General features: G+C 62.4%; 18 protein-coding genes. 11 read left to right on the top strand and 7 right to left on the bottom strand.

All coding sequences use genetic code 11. The features are described 5' to 3' along the window. The first annotated feature begins 51 nt into the window (after positions 1 to 51). From EEB12_RS19940 to EEB12_RS19970, 7 genes are all read left to right on the top strand, one after another. The gene (locus EEB12_RS19940) at positions 52 to 678 is read left to right on the top strand and encodes a TetR family transcriptional regulator (protein WP_019745323.1); all 627 of its coding nucleotides are present in this window, start codon (positions 52 to 54) and stop codon (positions 676 to 678) included. Positions 679 to 871: 193 nt separating this feature from the next. After that, positions 872 to 2,035: a steroid 3-ketoacyl-CoA thiolase gene (locus tag EEB12_RS19945; protein WP_029256270.1), complete on the top strand. Its 1,164-nt coding sequence runs from the start codon at positions 872 to 874 to the stop codon at positions 2,033 to 2,035. Positions 2,036 to 2,069: 34 nt separating this feature from the next. Beyond that, positions 2,070 to 4,250, top strand: coding sequence for an acyl-CoA dehydrogenase (locus tag EEB12_RS19950; RefSeq protein WP_046379301.1), 2,181 nt, complete (start codon positions 2,070 to 2,072; stop codon positions 4,248 to 4,250). Positions 4,251 to 4,257: 7 nt separating this feature from the next. Further along, a complete protein-coding gene (locus EEB12_RS19955; protein WP_020970808.1) occupies positions 4,258 to 5,460 on the top strand; it encodes a lipid-transfer protein in 1,203 nt (400 codons plus the stop codon). Further along, positions 5,460 to 6,329 (top strand): MaoC/PaaZ C-terminal domain-containing protein, encoded by an 870-nt coding sequence (locus EEB12_RS19960; protein WP_141488372.1) that lies wholly within the window; start codon positions 5,460 to 5,462, stop codon positions 6,327 to 6,329. The genes EEB12_RS19955 and EEB12_RS19960 overlap by 1 nt, the downstream gene beginning before the upstream one ends. Further along, complete coding sequence (locus EEB12_RS19965; RefSeq protein WP_019745318.1) at positions 6,329 to 6,979, top strand: PaaI family thioesterase; 651 nt, start codon at positions 6,329 to 6,331, stop codon at positions 6,977 to 6,979. Before EEB12_RS19960 ends, EEB12_RS19965 begins: the two co-directional genes overlap by 1 nt. A 23-nt stretch (positions 6,980 to 7,002) precedes the next feature. Further along, positions 7,003 to 7,791 carry an SDR family NAD(P)-dependent oxidoreductase gene (locus EEB12_RS19970; RefSeq protein ID WP_029256266.1) on the top strand — a complete coding sequence of 263 codons (789 nt, stop codon included), beginning with the start codon at positions 7,003 to 7,005 and terminating at the stop codon, positions 7,789 to 7,791. A 31-nt stretch (positions 7,792 to 7,822) separates the two neighbouring features. On the opposite strand, the gene EEB12_RS19975 is transcribed toward EEB12_RS19970, so the two are convergent. Continuing rightward, positions 7,823 to 8,647: a mycofactocin-coupled SDR family oxidoreductase gene (locus tag EEB12_RS19975; protein ID WP_141488373.1), complete on the bottom strand. Its 825-nt coding sequence runs from the start codon at positions 8,645 to 8,647 to the stop codon at positions 7,823 to 7,825. 135 nt (positions 8,648 to 8,782) lie between these two features. Here EEB12_RS19975 and EEB12_RS19980 point away from each other — a divergent pair, with 135 nt between their 5' ends. Next, a complete protein-coding gene (locus EEB12_RS19980) occupies positions 8,783 to 8,965 on the top strand; it encodes a hypothetical protein (RefSeq protein ID WP_019745315.1) in 183 nt (60 codons plus the stop codon). Between the two features lie 61 nt (positions 8,966 to 9,026). On the opposite strand, the gene EEB12_RS19985 is transcribed toward EEB12_RS19980, so the two are convergent. From EEB12_RS19985 to EEB12_RS20005, 5 genes are all read right to left on the bottom strand, one after another. Continuing rightward, complete coding sequence (locus EEB12_RS19985) at positions 9,027 to 10,523, bottom strand: DUF222 domain-containing protein (RefSeq protein ID WP_070795668.1); 1,497 nt, start codon at positions 10,521 to 10,523, stop codon at positions 9,027 to 9,029. A 78-nt stretch (positions 10,524 to 10,601) separates the two neighbouring features. Continuing rightward, positions 10,602 to 11,117, bottom strand: coding sequence for a nuclear transport factor 2 family protein (locus tag EEB12_RS19990; RefSeq protein WP_042952939.1), 516 nt, complete (start codon positions 11,115 to 11,117; stop codon positions 10,602 to 10,604). 1 nt (position 11,118) lies between these two features. Further along, complete coding sequence (locus tag EEB12_RS19995; RefSeq protein ID WP_080909627.1) at positions 11,119 to 12,015, bottom strand: TIGR03619 family F420-dependent LLM class oxidoreductase; 897 nt, start codon at positions 12,013 to 12,015, stop codon at positions 11,119 to 11,121. Between the two features lie 10 nt (positions 12,016 to 12,025). Then, positions 12,026 to 12,496, bottom strand: coding sequence for a nuclear transport factor 2 family protein (locus EEB12_RS20000; RefSeq protein ID WP_070795669.1), 471 nt, complete (start codon positions 12,494 to 12,496; stop codon positions 12,026 to 12,028). Next, positions 12,493 to 14,154, bottom strand: a complete 1,662-nt coding sequence (locus tag EEB12_RS20005) for a class I adenylate-forming enzyme family protein (RefSeq protein ID WP_003940339.1) — start codon at positions 14,152 to 14,154, stop codon at positions 12,493 to 12,495. The genes EEB12_RS20000 and EEB12_RS20005 overlap by 4 nt, the downstream gene beginning before the upstream one ends. A gap of 254 nt (positions 14,155 to 14,408) precedes the next feature. Between EEB12_RS20005 and EEB12_RS20010 the strand changes: the two genes are divergently transcribed. Genes EEB12_RS20010 through EEB12_RS20020 form a run of 3 tightly spaced genes read left to right on the top strand, consistent with a single transcriptional unit; the run spans position 14,409 to position 17,769 of the window. After that, on the top strand, positions 14,409 to 16,040 hold the full coding sequence (locus tag EEB12_RS20010) for an AMP-binding protein (protein WP_030245657.1): 1,632 nt from the start codon (positions 14,409 to 14,411) through the stop codon (positions 16,038 to 16,040). Between the two features lie 20 nt (positions 16,041 to 16,060). Beyond that, positions 16,061 to 16,891 carry an SDR family NAD(P)-dependent oxidoreductase gene (locus EEB12_RS20015; RefSeq protein WP_020970801.1) on the top strand — a complete coding sequence of 277 codons (831 nt, stop codon included), beginning with the start codon at positions 16,061 to 16,063 and terminating at the stop codon, positions 16,889 to 16,891. Next, positions 16,888 to 17,769 carry an LLM class F420-dependent oxidoreductase gene (locus tag EEB12_RS20020; protein WP_019745306.1) on the top strand — a complete coding sequence of 294 codons (882 nt, stop codon included), beginning with the start codon at positions 16,888 to 16,890 and terminating at the stop codon, positions 17,767 to 17,769. Before EEB12_RS20015 ends, EEB12_RS20020 begins: the two co-directional genes overlap by 4 nt. A 12-nt stretch (positions 17,770 to 17,781) precedes the next feature. Here the strand turns inward: EEB12_RS20020 and EEB12_RS20025 are convergent, their stop codons facing one another. Then, entirely contained in the window at positions 17,782 to 19,044 is a 1,263-nt protein-coding gene (locus EEB12_RS20025) for a TetR/AcrR family transcriptional regulator (protein ID WP_141488374.1), read from the bottom strand. Between the last annotated feature and the right edge of the window lie 120 nt (positions 19,045 to 19,164).

The raw sequence follows: 19,164 nt of genomic DNA on the forward strand, positions 1-19,164 counted from the left end.
GGTCCAGGTGAGAGAATTAGCGCGGTCGTTCGCGGCCGGGACACATAATCGATGATGGGGGCGACGTTGCCGAGAATTGCCGAGGTCAGGGACGCTGCTGAGCCCAGTTCGGACGAGCAGCGGGCGCGCCATGTGCGGATGCTGGAAGCGGCCGCCGAATTGGGGACCGAGAAAGAACTCTCACGGGTTCAGATGCACGAAGTTGCCAAGCGGGCAGGCGTGGCCATCGGCACTCTCTACCGTTATTTCCCTTCGAAGACGCACCTCTTCGTCGCTGTGATGGTCGAGCAGATCGATCAGATCGGCGACAGTTTTGCCAAGCATCAGGTGCAGTCGGCCAATCCGCAGGACGCCGTGTACGAGGTCCTGGTGCGCGCGACTCGCGGGTTACTGCGTCGGCCGGCCCTTTCGACTGCGATGCTGCAGTCGTCCAGTACCGCCAACGTCGCGACGGTGCCGGACGTGGGCAAGATCGATCGCGGCTTCCGGCAGATCATCCTCGATGCGGCCGGGATCGAGAACCCGACCGAGGAAGACAACACCGGGTTGCGTCTGCTGATGCAGCTGTGGTTCGGGGTCATCCAATCGTGCCTCAACGGTCGAATTTCCATCCCGGATGCGGAGTACGACATCCGCAAGGGGTGCGACCTGCTTCTGGTGAATCTCTCACGACACTGACGTGACCTCGCCCCTTCTCGGGGTGGGTTCGTCGTATCCTCAAAATTGAAATCAATTCTATTATTTGAGTCAGGCTTGGTTCAAAGATGACGTTCATTCCGGCATTGCCCTGACATCAACAATAGAATACATTGCAGAAAAGTTGACGGTGAGTCAGCTCACCGACCGAAAACTCCACGAAGGAGCGCACATCATGGGTCATGCAGTCATCGTCGAGGCCGCTCGGACACCGATCGGCCGTCGTCGCGGCGCCCTGGCGGGGCTGCACCCCGCCGAGATTCTGGGAGCAGCGCAACTCGGCGTTCTCGAACGAGCAGGCGTCGCACCGGAAGACATCGGGCAGATCATCGGTGGCTGTGTCACCCAGGCAGGTGAGCAGTCCAACAACGTCACGCGGCAAGCGTGGCTGCACGCCGGATTGCCGTACAGCACAGCGGCAACCACCATCGACTGCGCCTGTGGATCTGCCCAGCAGGCAGTGCATTTGATTTCCGGCCTGATTTCCTCGGGTCAGATCTCAGCCGGTATCGGCTGCGGCGTCGAGGCGATGAGCCGTGTGTTCCTGGGCCAGGCAAACGCGCCCGGTACGGGAAACCCGTACCCGGACGACTGGACCATCGACATGGGTGACCAGTTCACCTCTGCGCAGCGTATCGCCGAGAAGCGTGGCATCACACGCGCCGACGTCGACGCCTTCGGCCTGGAATCGCAGCGCCGCGCAGCCCAGGCTTGGGCCGAAGGCCGCTTCGACCGTGAGATCGTGCCAGTCAAGGCTCCCGTCGTCACCAAGGAAGGTGTGCCGACCGGTGAGATCGCCACTGTCACGCGCGACGGTGGCCTGCGCGAGACGACAGCCGAGGCGCTGGCCGGACTCAAGCCGGTCATCGAAGGCCATATCCACACCGCCGGCAACTCGTCGCAGATCAGTGACGGCGCGGCTGCGGTACTGCTGATGAGCGAAGAGCGCGCACAGGAACTGGGATTGAAGCCCCGCGCGCGGATCGTCGCGTCCGGCATGGTCGGATCCGATCCCTTCTATCACCTGGACGGACCGATCGAGTCCACTCAGATGGTGCTCGACAAGGCCGGAATGACTCTGAACGACATCGATCTCGTCGAAATCAACGAAGCGTTCGCCTCGGTAGTGCTCTCCTGGGCGCAGGTTCACGACGCAGATCTGTCCAAGGTCAACGTCAACGGCGGTGCGATCGCACTCGGGCATCCCGTCGGTTCGACCGGCGCTCGTCTGATCACGACCGCGCTGCACGAACTCGAGCGCTCGAACAAGTCCACGGGGCTGGTCACGATGTGCGCCGGTGGCGCTCTCTCTACCGCCACCATCATCGAACGCATCTGACCCGTACTCAAACTGTCGAATTGACGAGGTAGACATGACCATTGGATTGAGTGAAGAAGATCGTGACCTCCGCGACTCCGTACGGGGCTGGGCGGCACGTCACGCAACACCCACCGCTATCCGTGAAGCGGTCGAGGCGAAGGTCGAAACTCGCCCCCAACTCTGGAGCGGGCTTGCCGAGCAGGGACTTCTCGGACTACACGTGGCCGAGGAATTCGGCGGCGCTGGATACGGATTGGTCGAGCTCGCGATCGTCGTCGAGGAACTCGGGCGCTCCATGGTTCCCGGCACGTTCCTGCCGACAGTCGTGGTCAGCGCCGTTCTCAGCGACGCCGGAGTCACCGCTCCGCTGGCCGGACTGGTCGACGGCAGCACACTCGGAGCCGTTGCACTGCAGCCGGGTTCGCTGAAGATCGCCCGCGACGGCGACACCGCCACCCTCAGTGGAACGTCCAGCCAGATTCTCGGTGGCCATGTCGGCGACGTGTTCCTCCTCGCGACGGACAGCGGATTCGTTCTGCTCGGACGTGACCGCCTCGAGGTCACGGACTTGGCCAGTTACGACGTCGTACGTCGTAACTCCGAGGTCACCGTCGACGGTCTGATCCTCGCCGATTCCGAGATCCTCACCATCGATACGCAGCGTGTACTCGACATTGCCGCAACACTGTTCGCCGCCGAGGCATCAGGCTTGGCCGACTGGGCCGTCACGACCTCGGCCGACTACGCGAAGGTGCGTCAGCAGTTCGGTCGCCCGATCGGCCAGTTCCAGGGCGTCAAGCACAAGGCCGCTCGGATGCTCGCTCTTGCCGAGCAGGCGCGCGTCTGCGCGTGGGACGCTGCGCGCGCATTGACGCCCGCCAACGGCGTCGGTGCCGAAGAGGCTTCTCTCGCAGCAGCCGTCGCCGGAGCCACGGCCCTCGAAGCAGGCTTCTCCGTCACGCGTGACTGCATCCAGGTGCTCGGCGGAATCGGCTACACGTGGGAGCACGACGCGCACCTGTACCTGCGCCGCGCGCAGTCCCTGCGAATTCTGCTGGGTTCCACGGCATCCTGGCGTCGTCGCGTTGCCGAGCTGACCATTGCCGGCATCCGTCGCGTGCTCAGCATCGAGTTGCCGCCCGAGGCCGAGGCGATCCGCGCCGACGTCCGCGCCGAGCTCGCTCCGGCTCTCGAACTCGAAGGTGCCGCGCAGAAGACGTACCTCGCGGAAAAGGGCTACACCGCACCGCACTTCACGGCTCCGTGGGGCAAATCCGCCGATGCCGTCAGTCAGCTGGTCATCGCCGAAGAACTGCGCGCTGCGAAGATCAAGCCGCACGACATGATCATCGGCAACTGGGTCATCCCGACGCTCATCGCGCACGGCAACGAAGAGCAGCTCGCCAAGTTCGTCCCGCCGTCACTGCGCGGCGACATCGTCTGGTGTCAGCTCTTCTCCGAGCCCGGCGCAGGTTCCGACCTCGCCGCGCTGAGTACAAAGGCCACCAAGGTCGACGGTGGCTGGAAGTTGCAAGGCCAGAAGGTGTGGACATCGATGGCACGCGACGCGCACTGGGGAATCTGCCTCGCGCGCACCGACGCCGACGCCCCCAAGCACAAGGGCCTGTCCTACTTCCTGATCGACATCAAGAACAGCGGCCTCGACATTCGCCCGCTTCGCGAGATCACCGGTGAAGCACTGTTCAACGAAGTCTTCTTCGACGACGTCTTCGTCCCCGACGAGTGCCTGGTCGGCGAGCCGGGCGACGGCTGGAAGCTCGCTCGCACCACACTGGCCAACGAGCGTGTCTCGCTGTCCAACGACTCGTCTCTCGGATCGGGTGGTGAGGCTCTTCTGAGTCTGGTCGACGGACTACCCGGTGGCATCGACGACGAGCAGCTGACGGTGCTCGGAAAGGTGCTGTGCGACGCGCAGTCCGGCGGTCTGCTCGGTCTGCGCACCACGCTGCGCTCGCTCACCGGCGCGCAGCCGGGGGCCGAATCCTCGGTGGCGAAGTTGATCGGTGTCGAGCACATCCAGCAGGTCTGGGATGTGGCAATGGAGTGGGCCGGGCCGAGTTCACTTCTGGGCGACCAGCATCGGATGTCTGCAACCCAGATGTTCTTGAACTCGCAGTGCATGTCCATCGCGGGTGGTACAACCAATGTTCAGCTCAACATCATCGGTGAGCGAATCCTGGGTCTGCCTCGCGACCCCGAACCGGGAAAGTGACCTGCACATGAGCAATCGCACCTTCGTCATCGGCGTGGGCATGACCAAGTTCGAGAAGATCGAGACCCGCGACTGGGAATACCCGGACATGGTGACCGAAGCCGTCTCGAATGCACTCACCGATGCCGGGATCAGCTACGACCAGATCCAGCGTGCTGCAGTCGGTTACGTGTTCAACGCGTCGACAGCAGGCCAGCGTGCCTTGTACGAAACGGGTCTGTCCGGTATCCCGATCTTCAACGTCAACAATAACTGCGCCACCGGCTCGACGGCACTGATGATGGCGCGCGAGTGGGTACAGGCCGGACAAGCGGACTGCGCACTGGCCGTCGGCTTCGAAAAGATGACCAAAACGGCGCTGACCGGAACCGGTGAGATGCCCAAGGTCACCACTTTGGACTCGCAGCTGAAGATCATGGTCGAGGACTACGGCTTCGCCCGATCGCCCATGACCGCTCAGTTGTTCGGTAATGCCGCCGTCGAGCACATGAAGAAGTACGGCACCACGGTCGAGCAGATTGCGGCCGTGGCGGTCAAGAACCACAAGCACTCGGTCAACAATCCGTATGCGCAGTTCCGTGACGAGTACACCCTCGAACAGGTGCTCGGCGACAAGATGATTCACGAGCCGCTGACGCGCTCGCAGTGTTCACCGACTTCGGACGGTGCCGGTGCTGCCGTCGTCGTGAGTGAGAAGTTCGTCCGTGAGCACGGACTCGAGGACCGTGCGATCGAGATCGTCGCTCAGGCCATGACCACCGACACCTCGGCAGCGTTTGCCGAGAAGTCGATGATCGACGTAGTCGGCGCGCCGATGACGGCTGCGGCCGCCGAGCAGGTCTTTGCCGAAGCCGGCATCAGCATCGACGACGTCGATGTCATCGAACTGCACGACTGCTTCGCGATCAACGAGATCATCACCTACGAAGGTCTCGGAATGTGTGGCGCCGGTGAAGGCGGAAAGCTCGTCGAATCCGGTGCCACTACGTACGGCGGCCAGTGGGTCGTCAACCCGTCTGGCGGTCTGATCTCGAAGGGCCACCCGCTGGGTGCCACCGGGCTGGCACAGTGCGCCGAACTGACGTGGCAGCTTCGCGGGACCGCAGACGCTCGCCAGGTCGAAGGCGCACGAATCGGATTGCAGCACAACCTCGGACTGGGCGGCGCGTGCGTCGTGACCGTCTACCGAGCCGGAACTTTGGAGAACTGATGGCTATCGATCTCGAGGTGGCATTGTCCGCCGAACCGACTGTGCGCGAAGCGTCGTGGACCGACCGCGACGTCATGCTCTACCAGTTGGGGCTCGGCGCCGGCGTGAACGCTCTGGATCCCGCCGAGCTCACCTGGGTGTACGAAAAGGGTCTGAAAGTGCTCCCGACCTTTGCAATGGTTGCAGGCCAGGGAGTTTCGGCGGGTGTACTGCCCGCAGCGTCGATGAGTATGCCGGGAATCGACATCTACCTGCGCAAGATTCTGCACGGTGGGCAGTCGCTGACACTTCACGCGCCGATCCCGTCGACGGGTGCTGCTCGTATTTCCACTCGCATCGCTGACGTGTGGGACAAGGGCAAGGCTGCCGTCATCGTGCTCGAGACGGCGGCCGAGGACCTTGACGGGAATCCGTTGTGGACCACCGGAATGCAGATCTGGGCCCGCGGCGAAGGTGGCTTCGGCGGCAGCGCCGGTCCCGAAGTGGTTGCCGGGGTGCCTGACCGGGCGCCCGACAAGGTCCTGACGTCGAGCACGAGTCCCTCACAAGCTCTGGTGTACCGACTCAGTGGAGACATGAACCCGCTGCACGCTGATCCCTCCTTCGCGAAGATGGCGGGATTCGACGCTCCGATTCTGCACGGTCTGGCGTCGTACGGCATCGTCTGCAAGGCGGTGGTCGACGGAATTCTCGACGGAGATCCGACGCGGGTGAAGAACTATTCGGTGCGGTTTGCCGGTTCGCTGTTCCCCGGCGAATCCATCACCACCTCGGTTTGGCAGGACGGCAACACACTGACCTTGGCAGCGACGTGCCCCGAGCGCGAGAACTCCCCGGTTCTCACACACGCAACAATGGAGATCAACTGATGGACCTCGGCACGCACCCCACGGCAGCCACACACCCGGGCGGCACGATTTTGACGTCGCCGCCGCAGGACGCCCCGGTCGACCGGGCCACGGCAGCAGCGCGTCGCGTTGTCGACGCGATGCTGCGCACCGACCGCGGAAACGCCAATCTGGATCGGGTTGCGGAGGAGCTCAACAGCATTGCCGAGCACCTCGAGCAGCACTCGCCCGAGGTGGCCGAGCGCTTGATCGACATGTGGAACGGTGAGGGCGTGACTCGTCACGATCCGGTGACCGGCCCCGAGAATGCCATTGCGCCGCCGCTGGTTCTGGAAGGGCTCGCTGACGGGTCGGTGCAGGGAGTGGTCACGTTGACTCTGCCGTACCAGGGCCCTCCCGGCCATGTACACGGCGGTGTTTCGGCGCTGCTGCTCGATCACGTTCTTGGCGTCGCGAACGCCTGGGGTGGAACTTCCGGCATGACAGCACAATTGAGCACTCGGTACCATCGCCCGACTCCACTGTTCGAGCCCCTCACGATCAGCGGCAAATTCCTTTCCAAGGACGGCCGCAAGATTCACACCGTCGGTGAGATCAAGACTGCGGACGGCGAATTGTGTGTGTCGGTAGAGGGATTGTTCATCGACAAGACCGTGCCGCGCCCCAGGTAGGGGTTCTGACGAAGGAGGGCCCAGTGGGCAAGCTCGACGGACGTGTAGCAGTGGTCACCGGTGCCGGTATGGGCATCGGGCGTGGAGTGGCAGGCGCGTTCGCGCGTGAAGGCGCGTCGGTGTTGGTTGCCGAGATCGACGAGGCAGCGGGCCTCGAAACCACCCAGTGGTTGCGGGACGAATGGGGCGCGGAGGCGGAATTCGTCCGGACCGACGTCACTGACAAAGCTCAGGTTGTTGCCATGGTCGACAAGTCCGTCGAGCGGTTCGGACGCCTCGACATCCTGGTCAACAATGCTTGGCGGACTTTCGGTTTCGCTCGGCTCGAGAAGATGACCGACGAGCAATTGCGTGGCGGTTTCGACATGGCAGTGATGGCCGCTTTCTGGGCCATGCAGGCTGCGTTGCCAGAACTCGAGCGTCACGGCACCGGCCGCGTGATCAACATGTGCAGCCTCAACGGCGTGAATGCTCACATGTACTCGGTCCAGTACAACGCGGCCAAGGAAGCATTGCGAACATTGACTCGCACTGCTGCCCGCGAGTGGGCTCCCAAGCACGTGAACTGCAACGTCATCTGTCCCGGTGCGCAGAGTGCGGCGTACAAGCGTGTCGCCGAAGCCAATCCGGAAAACGCGGCAGTGATGGCCGCACAGAACCCGATGGGGCGGATCGGCGATCCCCTCGACGACATCGGCCCCGTTGCGGCCTTCCTGGCGAGCGACGACAGCCGTTACGTCACCGGCAACACTCTCTTCGTCGACGGTGGTGGGCACATCAACGGTGTGCAGTGGGCGCCGACCGTCGACTGATCGGCAGTAATTCGGCTCGAGAAACAGGCGTCTATTTGGCCGTGAATCCCGCATCGACCGGCAACGCGATACCTGTGACGTATCGAGCCTGATCCGAGACCAACCAGGCTATCGCGTTGCTGACGTCGGAAGCTTCGATCAGCCCGACGTCCAAGAGATTGCCGACGTCGGCTCCGCTCGATGCGGGGGAGTCTGCGAACAGTTTCGCGACGGCATCGTTGACGACCATCGGTGTATTCGCTCCCGCCGGATGCACGGAGTTGACACGAATGTTGTGGGGAGCAAGCCAGTGCGCCCACGTGCGCCCCAGCCCGACGATGGCGTGTTTACTCGCGCAGTAGCCGTCGGATCCGCCGGTTCCATCACCTCCGCGGCCGACAAGTCCCAGTGTTGATCCGGTCAGGACTATTGCGCCGCCTGTCCCTTGCTCGATCATCGCGGGCGCTGCGGCCTGGACGGTATTCCAGACGCCGAAAAGATTGACCTCCATCTGGTCGCGGAAGGCGCGGGCATCGTCGATGTCCGGGGACATCATGCCGATACCGGCGTTGGCCAGGACGATGTCGAGGCTGCCCAACACTGCGATACCTTCGGGCACTGCGGCTCCCAGCGCGGGTAAATCGCGAACGTCGACTTTTCGCGCGACGACATTTCGCCCGAGAGCCTCGATCATTGCCGCTGTCTGCCTCAAATCCTCGGCGGTACCCATCGGGTAGGCCACCGATTCGATCTGGCGGCAGATGTCGAGTGCAATGATGTCGGCACCCTCCTGCGCCAATCGCACGGCATGGCTTCGGCCCTGACCTCGGGCGGCTCCGGTGATCAGTGCGGTTTTGCCTTCCAACTGTCCGGGCATGGGGGCTCCGTCCGTCGTGAATCATGAGTACTCGGTCATGAGTACTGACTCGAGGGGACGGCGAAACTCGTCGCCGGCGACGTAGTCTGAGTTCAGATACAGCGGGAACTCGCTTCGGAAGAGAAGAGGCTCGGTATGTCCGATTGGGAGAAGAAGTTCGAAGCTGAAGCCAAGGGCCTCCTGGCCGAGGTTGAAGAAGAGCTGACCGTCCTCGAAGGTGTCGACACCATCGATCCGTTTGGTGAAGACGATCCGGACCCGGTTGCTGGAGACGATCCGTCAGCGGGAAATGACGACACCAAGCCGGCCTCGGACTGACCCTGCGACACGTCGACCTGACCCTGCGACACGTCGACGCGCCTCGACGCCGCTCGGTATCTCAGAACGGTGGCGGGTCGTCCCCGTAGTCGATGGGTTCTCGGTGGGCTCGCGGTGATTTCCGCCGCTTGCATTGAACGTGCTCCTCAGCTCGTTTCTGTATCCGTCGGCGTTGACGATTGCGTTCGGACTGGATACGGGCGGCCTTGTTCTCCGCCTGGGTCCGCCGATCTCGACCGCACTGCGGCGGCATCGGGCCGTGCGGCCCGGCCATCAACCCTGCGGGGCGTGTTCGGTAGCAATGCCCAGTCGGCGATGTCAGCGACATGGTCCGATCCTGGTTCGACGCGAATTGCCACCGGTCGGAATGCTTGAGGCGATGGTGGTTGCGGCAGAACGCACTCATATTCGATTCGACTGTCTTGCCGCCGCGTTCGGGGTCGCCATGATGGAACGGTTCATTGTGGTCCAGATCGGAATTCCAGGCCGGGACATCACAATGCAGCCATTGGCAGCTGCCCGCGATGATCCGCAACCAGGTATCGAGAACTGAACCCGGCCGGTAGACGTACGCCGAAGCAAGCACCGGTTCGGTGGCGGCATCAGCGGGTACTCGGACGTTTCGAATTACGGCGTCTTGGGCGATGTCGCGAGCATGCTCAGCGCTGATCACCCCGTACCCGTCGAGGTGAGCGGGCTCGCCGCCTCCGCGCAGAGTGGAATCAGTCATCACGACGTGAACCACGGGCCGACGAACGACAACACCACCGCTACGATCCTGCGGGCAATCATCTCGGTCACAGTTGCACGGCAAGAACGGTGATCCGTTGGTCAACTCGAAGAGCGCGTCGGCTCGTCGCTGCTCGTATGTTCGAGAGTCGTTTCGGCATACCGACATTGCCAACTCGCGTAGTCGGCCGTCGAATGCCCGAGCCTGCTCTGCCGGAATGCTTCCCAAGATCTTTGCCATCCCGTCCTCGGCAGCGCTGACCCCGACGAAGCGATCGGTGAGAGCGCGGCGTCGACGTTCTCGCATACCTTCCGGGTCCACCATCGCCACGATCCGATCGATCGCCGCTGTCAGTCGCCTTCCCGTCAAGCCCGTTCCGCCGGCTACTGGTGGGGCGAGAACCTGCGCGAGCAGTAGTCGTTCCACCTCGTCGATCAATTCGTCTTTCACGTTCGCGGTCGCGGAATCGATCAAACCAACTCGGTACAGATCCAACTCGCCACGCGCCATCGCCGCTCGAGTGCGATGCAAACGAGTCTTCAACGAGAACCCCAACCCGATCAGCTTGCCTGCAGCCGCGCGGCCCATCGTCAGTGACGCACCGACTTCCGATTCAGCCAACTCGTGTGCGGTCGACGACCACGCACCACTGGCGGCATGCTCTGAGCTTCGCCGCGAAAAGAACTCGGCAATCACAGCGAGCTTGCGTTCGACCAGCATCGCCTCACATGCGTGCAGGTCTGTCATGAGATCAACCAGCGCACAATCAGTTTCGGTACCGGTCAGCTGCGCTGAGATACCGAAGAGCTCTGTTGTCGGGTTGAACATGCATCCATTCTATTCGAATGTGTGTTCGATATGAACTGAATTCTCAAATCAGTCGGAATAGTCCGAGTTTTCTGATTCTCAGCGAATTTCCAAGGCCTGTCGTAGTGCGCTCAGAGGATCCGAGGCGTCACGACGCCCACGCGGACCAGGCCCTTCGGGGTTGACGAAGCGGCCCTCGTCCGAGCGAGTCCACTCTCGTACGGCCCATCGCTCCTTGATCGCCCAGCGACCGTTGCGACGCTCCATGTGGTCGATGAATCGCGCACCGCTGGTGAAGTTGATCATCCCGATGCCTTCGGGCCCACCCCAGTGTGTGGACATCGAATACGCCTCGCTGATCGCGTGGTCGCCGTGCAGTTCGACCAGATGGTTGCCGATGTGATGCATCGTGCCGCCGATCGCCGAGAGTTTTGGTGTCACCCAGGCGATGTACTCGTCGATGTTGCCGTCGAATCCGGTGTGATGGTCGATCGCATCCGGGTGGTAGGCGCTGCGGACGAGATCGAAGTCGAGGCGGTCGATGCCACGGCAGTACGTCAGAACCACCTCACGGATTGCCTGCTTGTCGATGAGATCTTGCAGTGCCCGGTCCATGTCACGCCTCCTTGATGCTGGTCATCCAGTCGAGTAGTTCTGGTAGTTCTTCGGCAGCGCAATCGAATACGGCGGGTCGGAGAACGACGACGGACGCGCCGCGGGCGAACCAGTCCCGGGCCTTGTCTGCGGTTGCCGAGAGGTCGACGGACCCGTTGTCGCGTCGAACCGGCGCCGCAGACACTTGCACGCGCGCCGACTCCGGGTCACGTTGGTGGGCTTCGAACGTGTTGCGCAACAGTGCAACACTGTCGGTGAACGTTCCCAGATCGGTCGGGTTCACGGTCCAGCCGTCTGCGACGCGTGCGATGCGGTCGAAGTTCCGCCGGCTTGGTCCGAAACCGAAGAGCACCGGTATTCGGGGTTGGATCGGCAGCGGGAGGCTGTGGTAGTTCTCGAAAGCGAAGTCGCGCCCCTTGAAGGTGGCCGGTGCATTGGTCCACAGTTCGCGGCAGGCTGCGACGGTCTCCTCCATGCGCCCGAATCGCGCGTCGAAAGGCATGTTGGTGGCGGTGTATTCAGCTTCTTGCCATCCAACGCCGAAACCCATGACAGTTCGACCTTCGGACAATGAGTCGAGAGTGGCAACCTGCTTTGCAAGCAGGGCCGCCGGGCGAACAGTGGCGATCAGAACCGATACTCCGAGGCGAGCTCGTTCCGTCACCGCGGCGATCGAAGACAGAAATGAAATCGGTTCGTACCAAGGGTGGTCCAACGGGAACAGGAAGTTGTGTTCGACTACCCGCTGAGCGTGAGCGTCGGCATTGAAGCCGAGGTGGTCGCCGGTGCAGATCAAATCGATCCCGGCACGGTCTGCACCCGCGGCGAAGTCCAAGACCGGGCGGACCTTGCCGTCGAACAGGGCCTCGAGACCCAAAACGTTGACACCGATTTCCACAGTCGTTCCTCTACAGTGCCCGCTTGGCATGAGCGGACATGTCGCCCATGTTGTCCAAACAGAAGAGCCTCGAGCTGAACTGCCACGACCCGTCGATGCACGTGAAGCGATCGAAGTAGCGCCCCGACAAAATAGGTTGCAGGGCAAGATCTTCGGTACCTTGTATGACCGTTACGTACGAGAGCGCCGTCGCTGATTCACCGTCGACCGAGATTCGCGTGTTGGTCAGCAGATGTTTGGTGCGTGGAACCGGCGGATCTCCGTACATCCGAATGAAGCCGCTGCAGGCTGCGAACACTGCGTCGGCGTCGGACGAAATGAGAGTGGTGGCAACCCCGTCCGGTCCGCACTGCCCGTAGTCGGACTGGGCGAACAATGCAGCGACTTCACGCAATCTGCCCTGATCGATCAGATGCGTGTACTCACAGAGCAGGTCACGGATCGCAGACTCGGCGACGATCCGTGACAGCTCCGCGGTCATACGGTGATCTCGCGCCGAACCATCTTGCCGGTTGCGTTGCGAGGCAACAGATCGCTGGTGATGCGCCACTTCGACGGCACCTTGAAGTAGGAAAGTCGCTCGGCGGCATAGTCGCGCAGCTCCGCCTCCGTGGTGGCAGCCCCGGGACGCAGTACAACCACGGCGGACACTTCCTGGCCGAGGTCGGGGTGCGGCATGCCGATGACAGCGCACTCGATCACGTCGGGGTGTTCGTCGAGCGTCTGCTCGATCTCGGTGGGGTAGACGTTCTCGCCACCACGCAGGATCAGGTCGGAACGACGACCGGTGAGACGGAGACGTCCGTTCTCGATGACGCCGAAATCGCCGGTGCGGAGCCAGCGTCCAGGTGCAATTGCAGACTCGGTCGCCTCGTCGTTCTCCCAGTATCCGAGCATGACGAACGGGCTGCGCACGCACACTTCACCTTCGATGCCGTCCGGCAGCCACTCGCCGAAGGGATCACGAATCTCCATCGAGACGGTGATGATCGGACGTCCGAGAGTGCCTGGGAACTCTTCGAGTTCGGCGCCGACGGCGACCGCAATGGCGGTGCTGCATTCGGTGAGGCCGTAGCTGTCGACCAGAGCATTGCGCGCGAACGGCACCTGCTCCTTGAGGCGTTCCTTGAACGCGGGCGACGACGGCGCGGATGCCAGCGAGAATGCAGTCAACGAAGAGACGTCGTACTTGGCGATGTTGCCGTGTTCGAGTAGCCGCGATGCCATCGTGGGGACAGCACCCCAGTTGGTGACGCGCTCGCGTTCGACCAACCCGAGCACCTTGTCGACGTCGAAGCCGCCCTCGGTCAGGATGACGGCGCTGCCTGTCGCGAGACGGGGGACCACCAGATTGTGCAGGCTGGCGATGTGGAAGAGCGGGGAGGTGAGTAGATAACGCAGTGGGCTCGGCTTGGAAGCGTCGTACTCACGGCCGGTGAATGCAGCGCCGATCGCGTCGCTGTATTTGTGGTAGTCGACGACGGCCATCACGTTGCGGTGCGAGTGGAGTGCGCCCTTGGGGCGGCCACTGGTACCGCTGGTGAACAGGATGACGGCGGGGTCGTCCTCGTCGATGTCGGTGCTCGGCACGTCGGAGCCTGCATATTCCGCGATGAGTGCGGGCAGATCCTCTTCCATGGTGAGGACCGTGATGTCTGCCGGCAGTTCGGGGAGGGCGGCGCCGCGCTTGGCGTCCACGACCAGAACCTTCGGACGTGAGAGCTCGATCCCGTGGGTGACCTCGCGCGGAACCCACCAACCGTTGAGACCGACAGCGATCGCGCCGAGCGCCTGCGTCGCGAAGAACGTCATGACCCATTCGGGAGTGTTGGCAGCGAGGATGCCCACACGGTCGCCCTTGCGGACTCCGTACTTGTCCCGCAGAGCAGTTGCCAGCGCGGCGACGGAATCGGCGTGCTCGGTGAACGAGATTCGACGATCGCTGGTGACGAGATAGTCGCCGTCGCCCCAGGCGCGAGATGCCGAGATGAGTTCACCGATGGCGTGACCACGGTTCTTCATCACGGGCATTATGGTGCCGAGAACCTCTTCTTCGACGATCTCGAATGGCCCACCTGGACCGGTGAGGCGTGAGACCGCCTGGTCCAGAAGCAACTGCGGATCTGCGGGGGCAGTCATGGAATGGCCTTTCGTATTGTGGCGCTTTTCACGTCACAAAATCTCACGAGAAAATCATATCTGTGGCGGCGGTTACCACTGAGCGAGACTGGGACGGTTCCGGCTTTGAGGCGTCGATACGTTCGAGTCGTATCGCAGTTGGAGTAATCGACATTCCGATATCGACTAGGACACAGGACACGATGACGAACACCGCCACCGAAGCATCTTCGAATGCAGCTCTTGCAGCTCCTCAGCGCGAGGACGTCGCGCAGATGTTGATCGACCGTCTCGGTGATCAGCACCTGGGTCTGCGGACGCGGACGCAGGACTGGAGCTGGGACGAGGTGGTGCGCGAGAGCGCAGCGCGCGGCTCGCTTGCGAAGTCGCTTCGCGCGCCTGGACCGTTTCACATCGGAGTACTTCTGGAGAACGATCCCGAGTTCCTGTTCTGGCTCGGCGGCGCGGCCCTGACCGGAGCCACGATCGTCGGCATCAATCCGACCAGGCGTGGAGCCGAGCTCGAGGCTGAGGTTCGGTACGTCGACTGCCAGCTGATCGTCACCGACAAAGCGGGCTACGAGAAGTTGTCCGGCCTTGACCTCGGACTGACCGAAGATCGTTTTGTTCTGGTCGACGACGCGTCATACCCGGACAAGATTTCCGCTCACCAGGTCGAGTCGCCTCAGATCGACCTCGGCGTCGACGCGTCGACGCTGTTCTTGCTTCTCTTCACCTCGGGCACCACCGGAATGTCCAAGGCGGTGCGGTGCAGCCAGGGGCGTCTGACGCGGTTGGCCTACGCGAACTGCGCCAAGTACGACATCGACCGCGACGACGTCTGCTACTGCTGCATGCCGCTCTTCCACGGCAACGCGTTGATGGCTCTGTGGGCGCCGGCCCTTTCGCAGGGAGCTACGGTCTGCCTCGTTCGTAAGTTCACCGCCTCGGGATTCATGCCGGACGTTCGGTTCTACGGCGCAACATATTTCACCTACGTCGGTAAGGCCTTGGGGTATCTCATGGCGACGCCGGAACTGCCCGACGACATCGAGAACACCCTCACGCACGGCTTCGGGACCGAGGCGTCGCCGGGGGACAAGGCAGAGTTCATCCGACGTTTCGGTGCACAGCTTTTCGAGGGATACGGTTCGAGTGAAGGTGCCGGTTCGGTCGTGCTCGATCCGAACCAACCTGCCGGCGCGCTTGGCCGTCCCGCGAGCGAGAACATCGTCATCGTCGATCCCGATACCCGCGAAGAGCGACCCCGCGCAATTCTCGACGAGCACGGTCACGTGCTGAACCCCGACGAATCCATCGGCGAGATGGTCGACAAGGCCGGATCGAAGAAATTCGAGGGGTACTACAAGAACGAAGACGCAATTGCCGAGAAGATTCGCCACGGTTGGTACTGGACAGGCGATCTCGGCTACGTCGACGAGGCCGGGTTCATCTACTTCGCCGGACGTAAGGGTGACTGGATCCGCGTCGACGGTGAGAACACCTCGGCTTTGATGATCGAGCACATCCTGCGTCGGCACCCCAAAGTGATTGCCACGGGTGTCTTCGCGGTACCGGATCCGCGTTCGGGCGATCAGGTGATGGCAGCTGTCGAGGTCGCCGACTTTGCCGATTTCGATCCGGCCGAGTTCGCTGCCTACCTTGCCGCGCAGGCGGATTTGGGTACCAAGGCAGCGCCGCGATTTGTTCGTGTTTCGACTGATCTGCCCGTCACGGGCTCCAACAAGGTGCTCAAACGTGAACTTCAAGCCGACCGCTGGCGGACGGACGAACCAGTGTTCCACTGGGTGGGCCGCGGTACTCCCGAATACACGTTGATGACCGAAGCTGACGTGGTGGACCTGGAGAAGGAGTTCGAGACGCACGGCCGCACGCGGTTCCTATGACACGGCCGCACGCGGTTCCTATGAGTGGTGTTGCGCTGGTTACCGGCGCTTCCCGGGGGATCGGCCGTGAGTGCGCGCTGGCATTCGCGCGCGCCGGATTCGACGTTGCAATCACTGCTCGCACCGTTCGTGAAGGCGAAGGGCGGGCGGCCCCGCGAACGAGGCAGGGGGAGCAGGTCATTCCGGTACCCGGCAGCCTGGAGACGACGGTTGCCGAGATCGAGTCCTTCGGTGTGCGCGCATTGGCCGTTCCGATGAACCTGCTCGATCTGGCCTCCGTCCGCGGCGCCGGTGAACGGGTGCTGGCGGAGTGGGGACATGTCGACGTGTTGGTGAACAACGCCTACGCCCAGACGGTCGGAAACATGGACCGGGTGCTCGACATCGAGATCGACGACGCCCAGGCGATGGCGATCGGCAACTATCTGCACCAGCTTGCGTTGATTCAGGTGATACTGCCGTCGATGATCAAGAGCGGCAACGGGGTGGTCGTCAACCTCGCATCTGGTTCGGCGACCCTGGATCCGCCTGCGCCTCCCGGCGAGGGTGGTTGGGGTTTGTCGTACGCCGCGTCGAAGGCGTCGTTCGGACGTATCGCCGGAGCGATCAACTCGGAGTATCGAGGCGCCGGAGTCAAAGCGTTCAACCTGAGTCCGGGATTTGTCATCACGGAATCAGGGAAAGCCCGTGGTGGCGCGGACGCGATAGTGGAAGCCGGATTTGCGGCCACACCGGCATCCGTGCCCGCCGCTGCTGCGGTGTGGCTTGCAACAGATCCGGATGCGGACCGGTTCCTCGGTCGCGTCGTGGACGGTCCGAAATTGATGGCGACACTGGAGGAAACGGTATGAAGCTCGGCGTAGTTGTTCCGGTCGAATTGGGTCGAAGTGGAGATCCCGACTGGATTCTGCAATTCGCCCGTGCCGCCGAATCGTTGGGTTTCGACGAGATCTCGGCCGTAGAGCACTCGGTTGTCATCGCGGATACGGCGAGCGAATACCCGTACTCTCCGACCGGAAAATCTCACCTACCCGATGACTGTGACATCCCGGATCCACTGGAACTACTGTCATTTGTTGCCGGCGCCACAACGACTTTGGGTCTGTCCACCGGAGTTCTGGTGCTTCCCAACCACAATCCGGTAGTGCTTGCCAAGCGCTTGGCGACGCTGGATCGACTTTCGGGTGGGCGATTGCGCATCTGTCTCGGTCTGGGCTGGATGAAGGAAGAGATCGAAGCGTGCGGCGGTGACTTCGAGCGCCGCGGCAAGGTAGCCGATGAGGCCATCGCGGTGATGCGTTCACTCTGGGAGGGCAAGGAAGCAGTCGATTTCGACGGCGATTACTTCTCGTTCAAGGGTGCGTACAGCTGGCCGAAGCCGCACCGCGAATCCGGAGTTCCGCTCTACATCGGTGGACACAGTCTCGCTGCTGCTCGGCGAGCAGGCCGGTTGGGTGATGGTTTCCAGCCGCTGGGACTGGCCGGTGAAGATCTCGACAAGGCTGTAGCGGCGATGAAAGCGGCTGCGGTGAAGGCAGATCGAGATCCTGCCGACGTCTCGCTGGTACTCGGTGCGACACTGCCCAGGCTCGACGAAGCGAAACTCGAGTGGGCACGCGGGTTGGGAGCCGATCGAATCGTGTTGTCCGCGAGCCGTCGTGGCACGTCGTTGGAATTGATCATCGACGAAATGGCTGAATGCTCGAAGCGGCTGGGGCTCGGCGCGTAGTCCTTCGTCTGATCAGGGATGGGCCAGCCCGTTCAGGACCATCGCGCCGACGAAGGCAGCGTTGTCGGCTGGGCTGTCCGATCGGCGGGTGAAGCACCTCAGTAGGAGGGTGTTGGTGATGCCTGCGGCGATGTCCATCGGAGCACTGATGGACGACATCGCTCCGTTGTCCTGGCCGCGCTGCACAATCGGCGCGATGATCGAGGGGATGTTGAGTTTCTCTTTGAGCGAGAGCAGGCTCTCGGGCTCGCCGTAGGTGTCGTGGGCAACGGCAACCAGCAGTGCATCCATGAACTCTGTTTCCTCAGAGGTTAGTTGTGCGCAGCGGAGTAGGAAGTTCTCGATGATCGCGACGTCACCGAGACCGATCAGGATGTCGTCGGCAACGGTCTCTCGCAGTGAGTCCACGCGGCTCTGAAGGGCTGCCACCAAGATGTGGGGCTTGGTGGGAAACAGTTTGTTGGCGGCGGCGCGGGGAACTGCCGCCGTGTCGGCGATGTCGTTGATCTGCGTCATGAAGTATCCGCGCTTGCCGAATTCGCTACGCGCAGCGGCGAGAAACGCGGCTCGCGGATCACGCGGCAGCGGACGCGGCTCGGCGGGCTGGTCGATGGGACCGACAACGTCATCGAGGTGTTGGTGAAGGCCGGACGTGTCGACGACGGCGCCCAGTATCGCGAGCAGTGCGTCGGACATGATGTCGGGTGAGACGGAGCGGGAATCGATGCGGCTACGAATGCGGAAGCCGTCGATCACTGCGTTGACCGTGACAGCGAAGGTCTTGGTGGTGAACGGCCTTCGGAGTGTTGCGTCGGTTTTCTCGAAAAGGGCCTCGTAGGCCGCGGATACGAGCTCGTCGCGTCGACGATATTCGTTTTCCAGAGCGGTGGAGGTTCGCCGGTGCGAGCCCGCAAAAATGTGTGAGAGAAGGCTTCTTGCAGTCGACGCGTCGTTGACGATTGCATCGAATGCCTCTTTGACGAGAGTGGTGACCGTCGGACGAAGCGCGTCGTCGTTTGCGGCCAGCTGCGCACGCACGGTCTGCTTCACTTTGTCTGCGCTGTGCAAGGTCGATTCGGTGAGGCTGGTGATCACGGCCTCGATGAATTCGGATTTGGTGCGGAACTTGCGAAAGAACGTGGCCTGCGACGCACCGGCTTGGTTGACGACCTGTTCGCTCCGAAGTCCGCGTTCGAGAATGTCTCGAGGGGCATCGACGAGAGACGTCACGCCGGCATCGACAAATTGCATGGTGGAGGCGTCGCGGTCAGTCATCGCCGGTCCTTCGGTCGTTCGACAGTCTCTCCCGCACATAACGGGCAAACAAGACTCTACCGAGGTCAAGGCCTACTCGAGTGGTGTTCTGAGAGTGTTCACTCTCGCTCGAGAGTTATC

The organism is Rhodococcus sp. WS1, assembly GCF_003797745.1.
Classification (GTDB): domain Bacteria; phylum Actinomycetota; class Actinomycetes; order Mycobacteriales; family Mycobacteriaceae; genus Rhodococcus_F; species Rhodococcus_F erythropolis.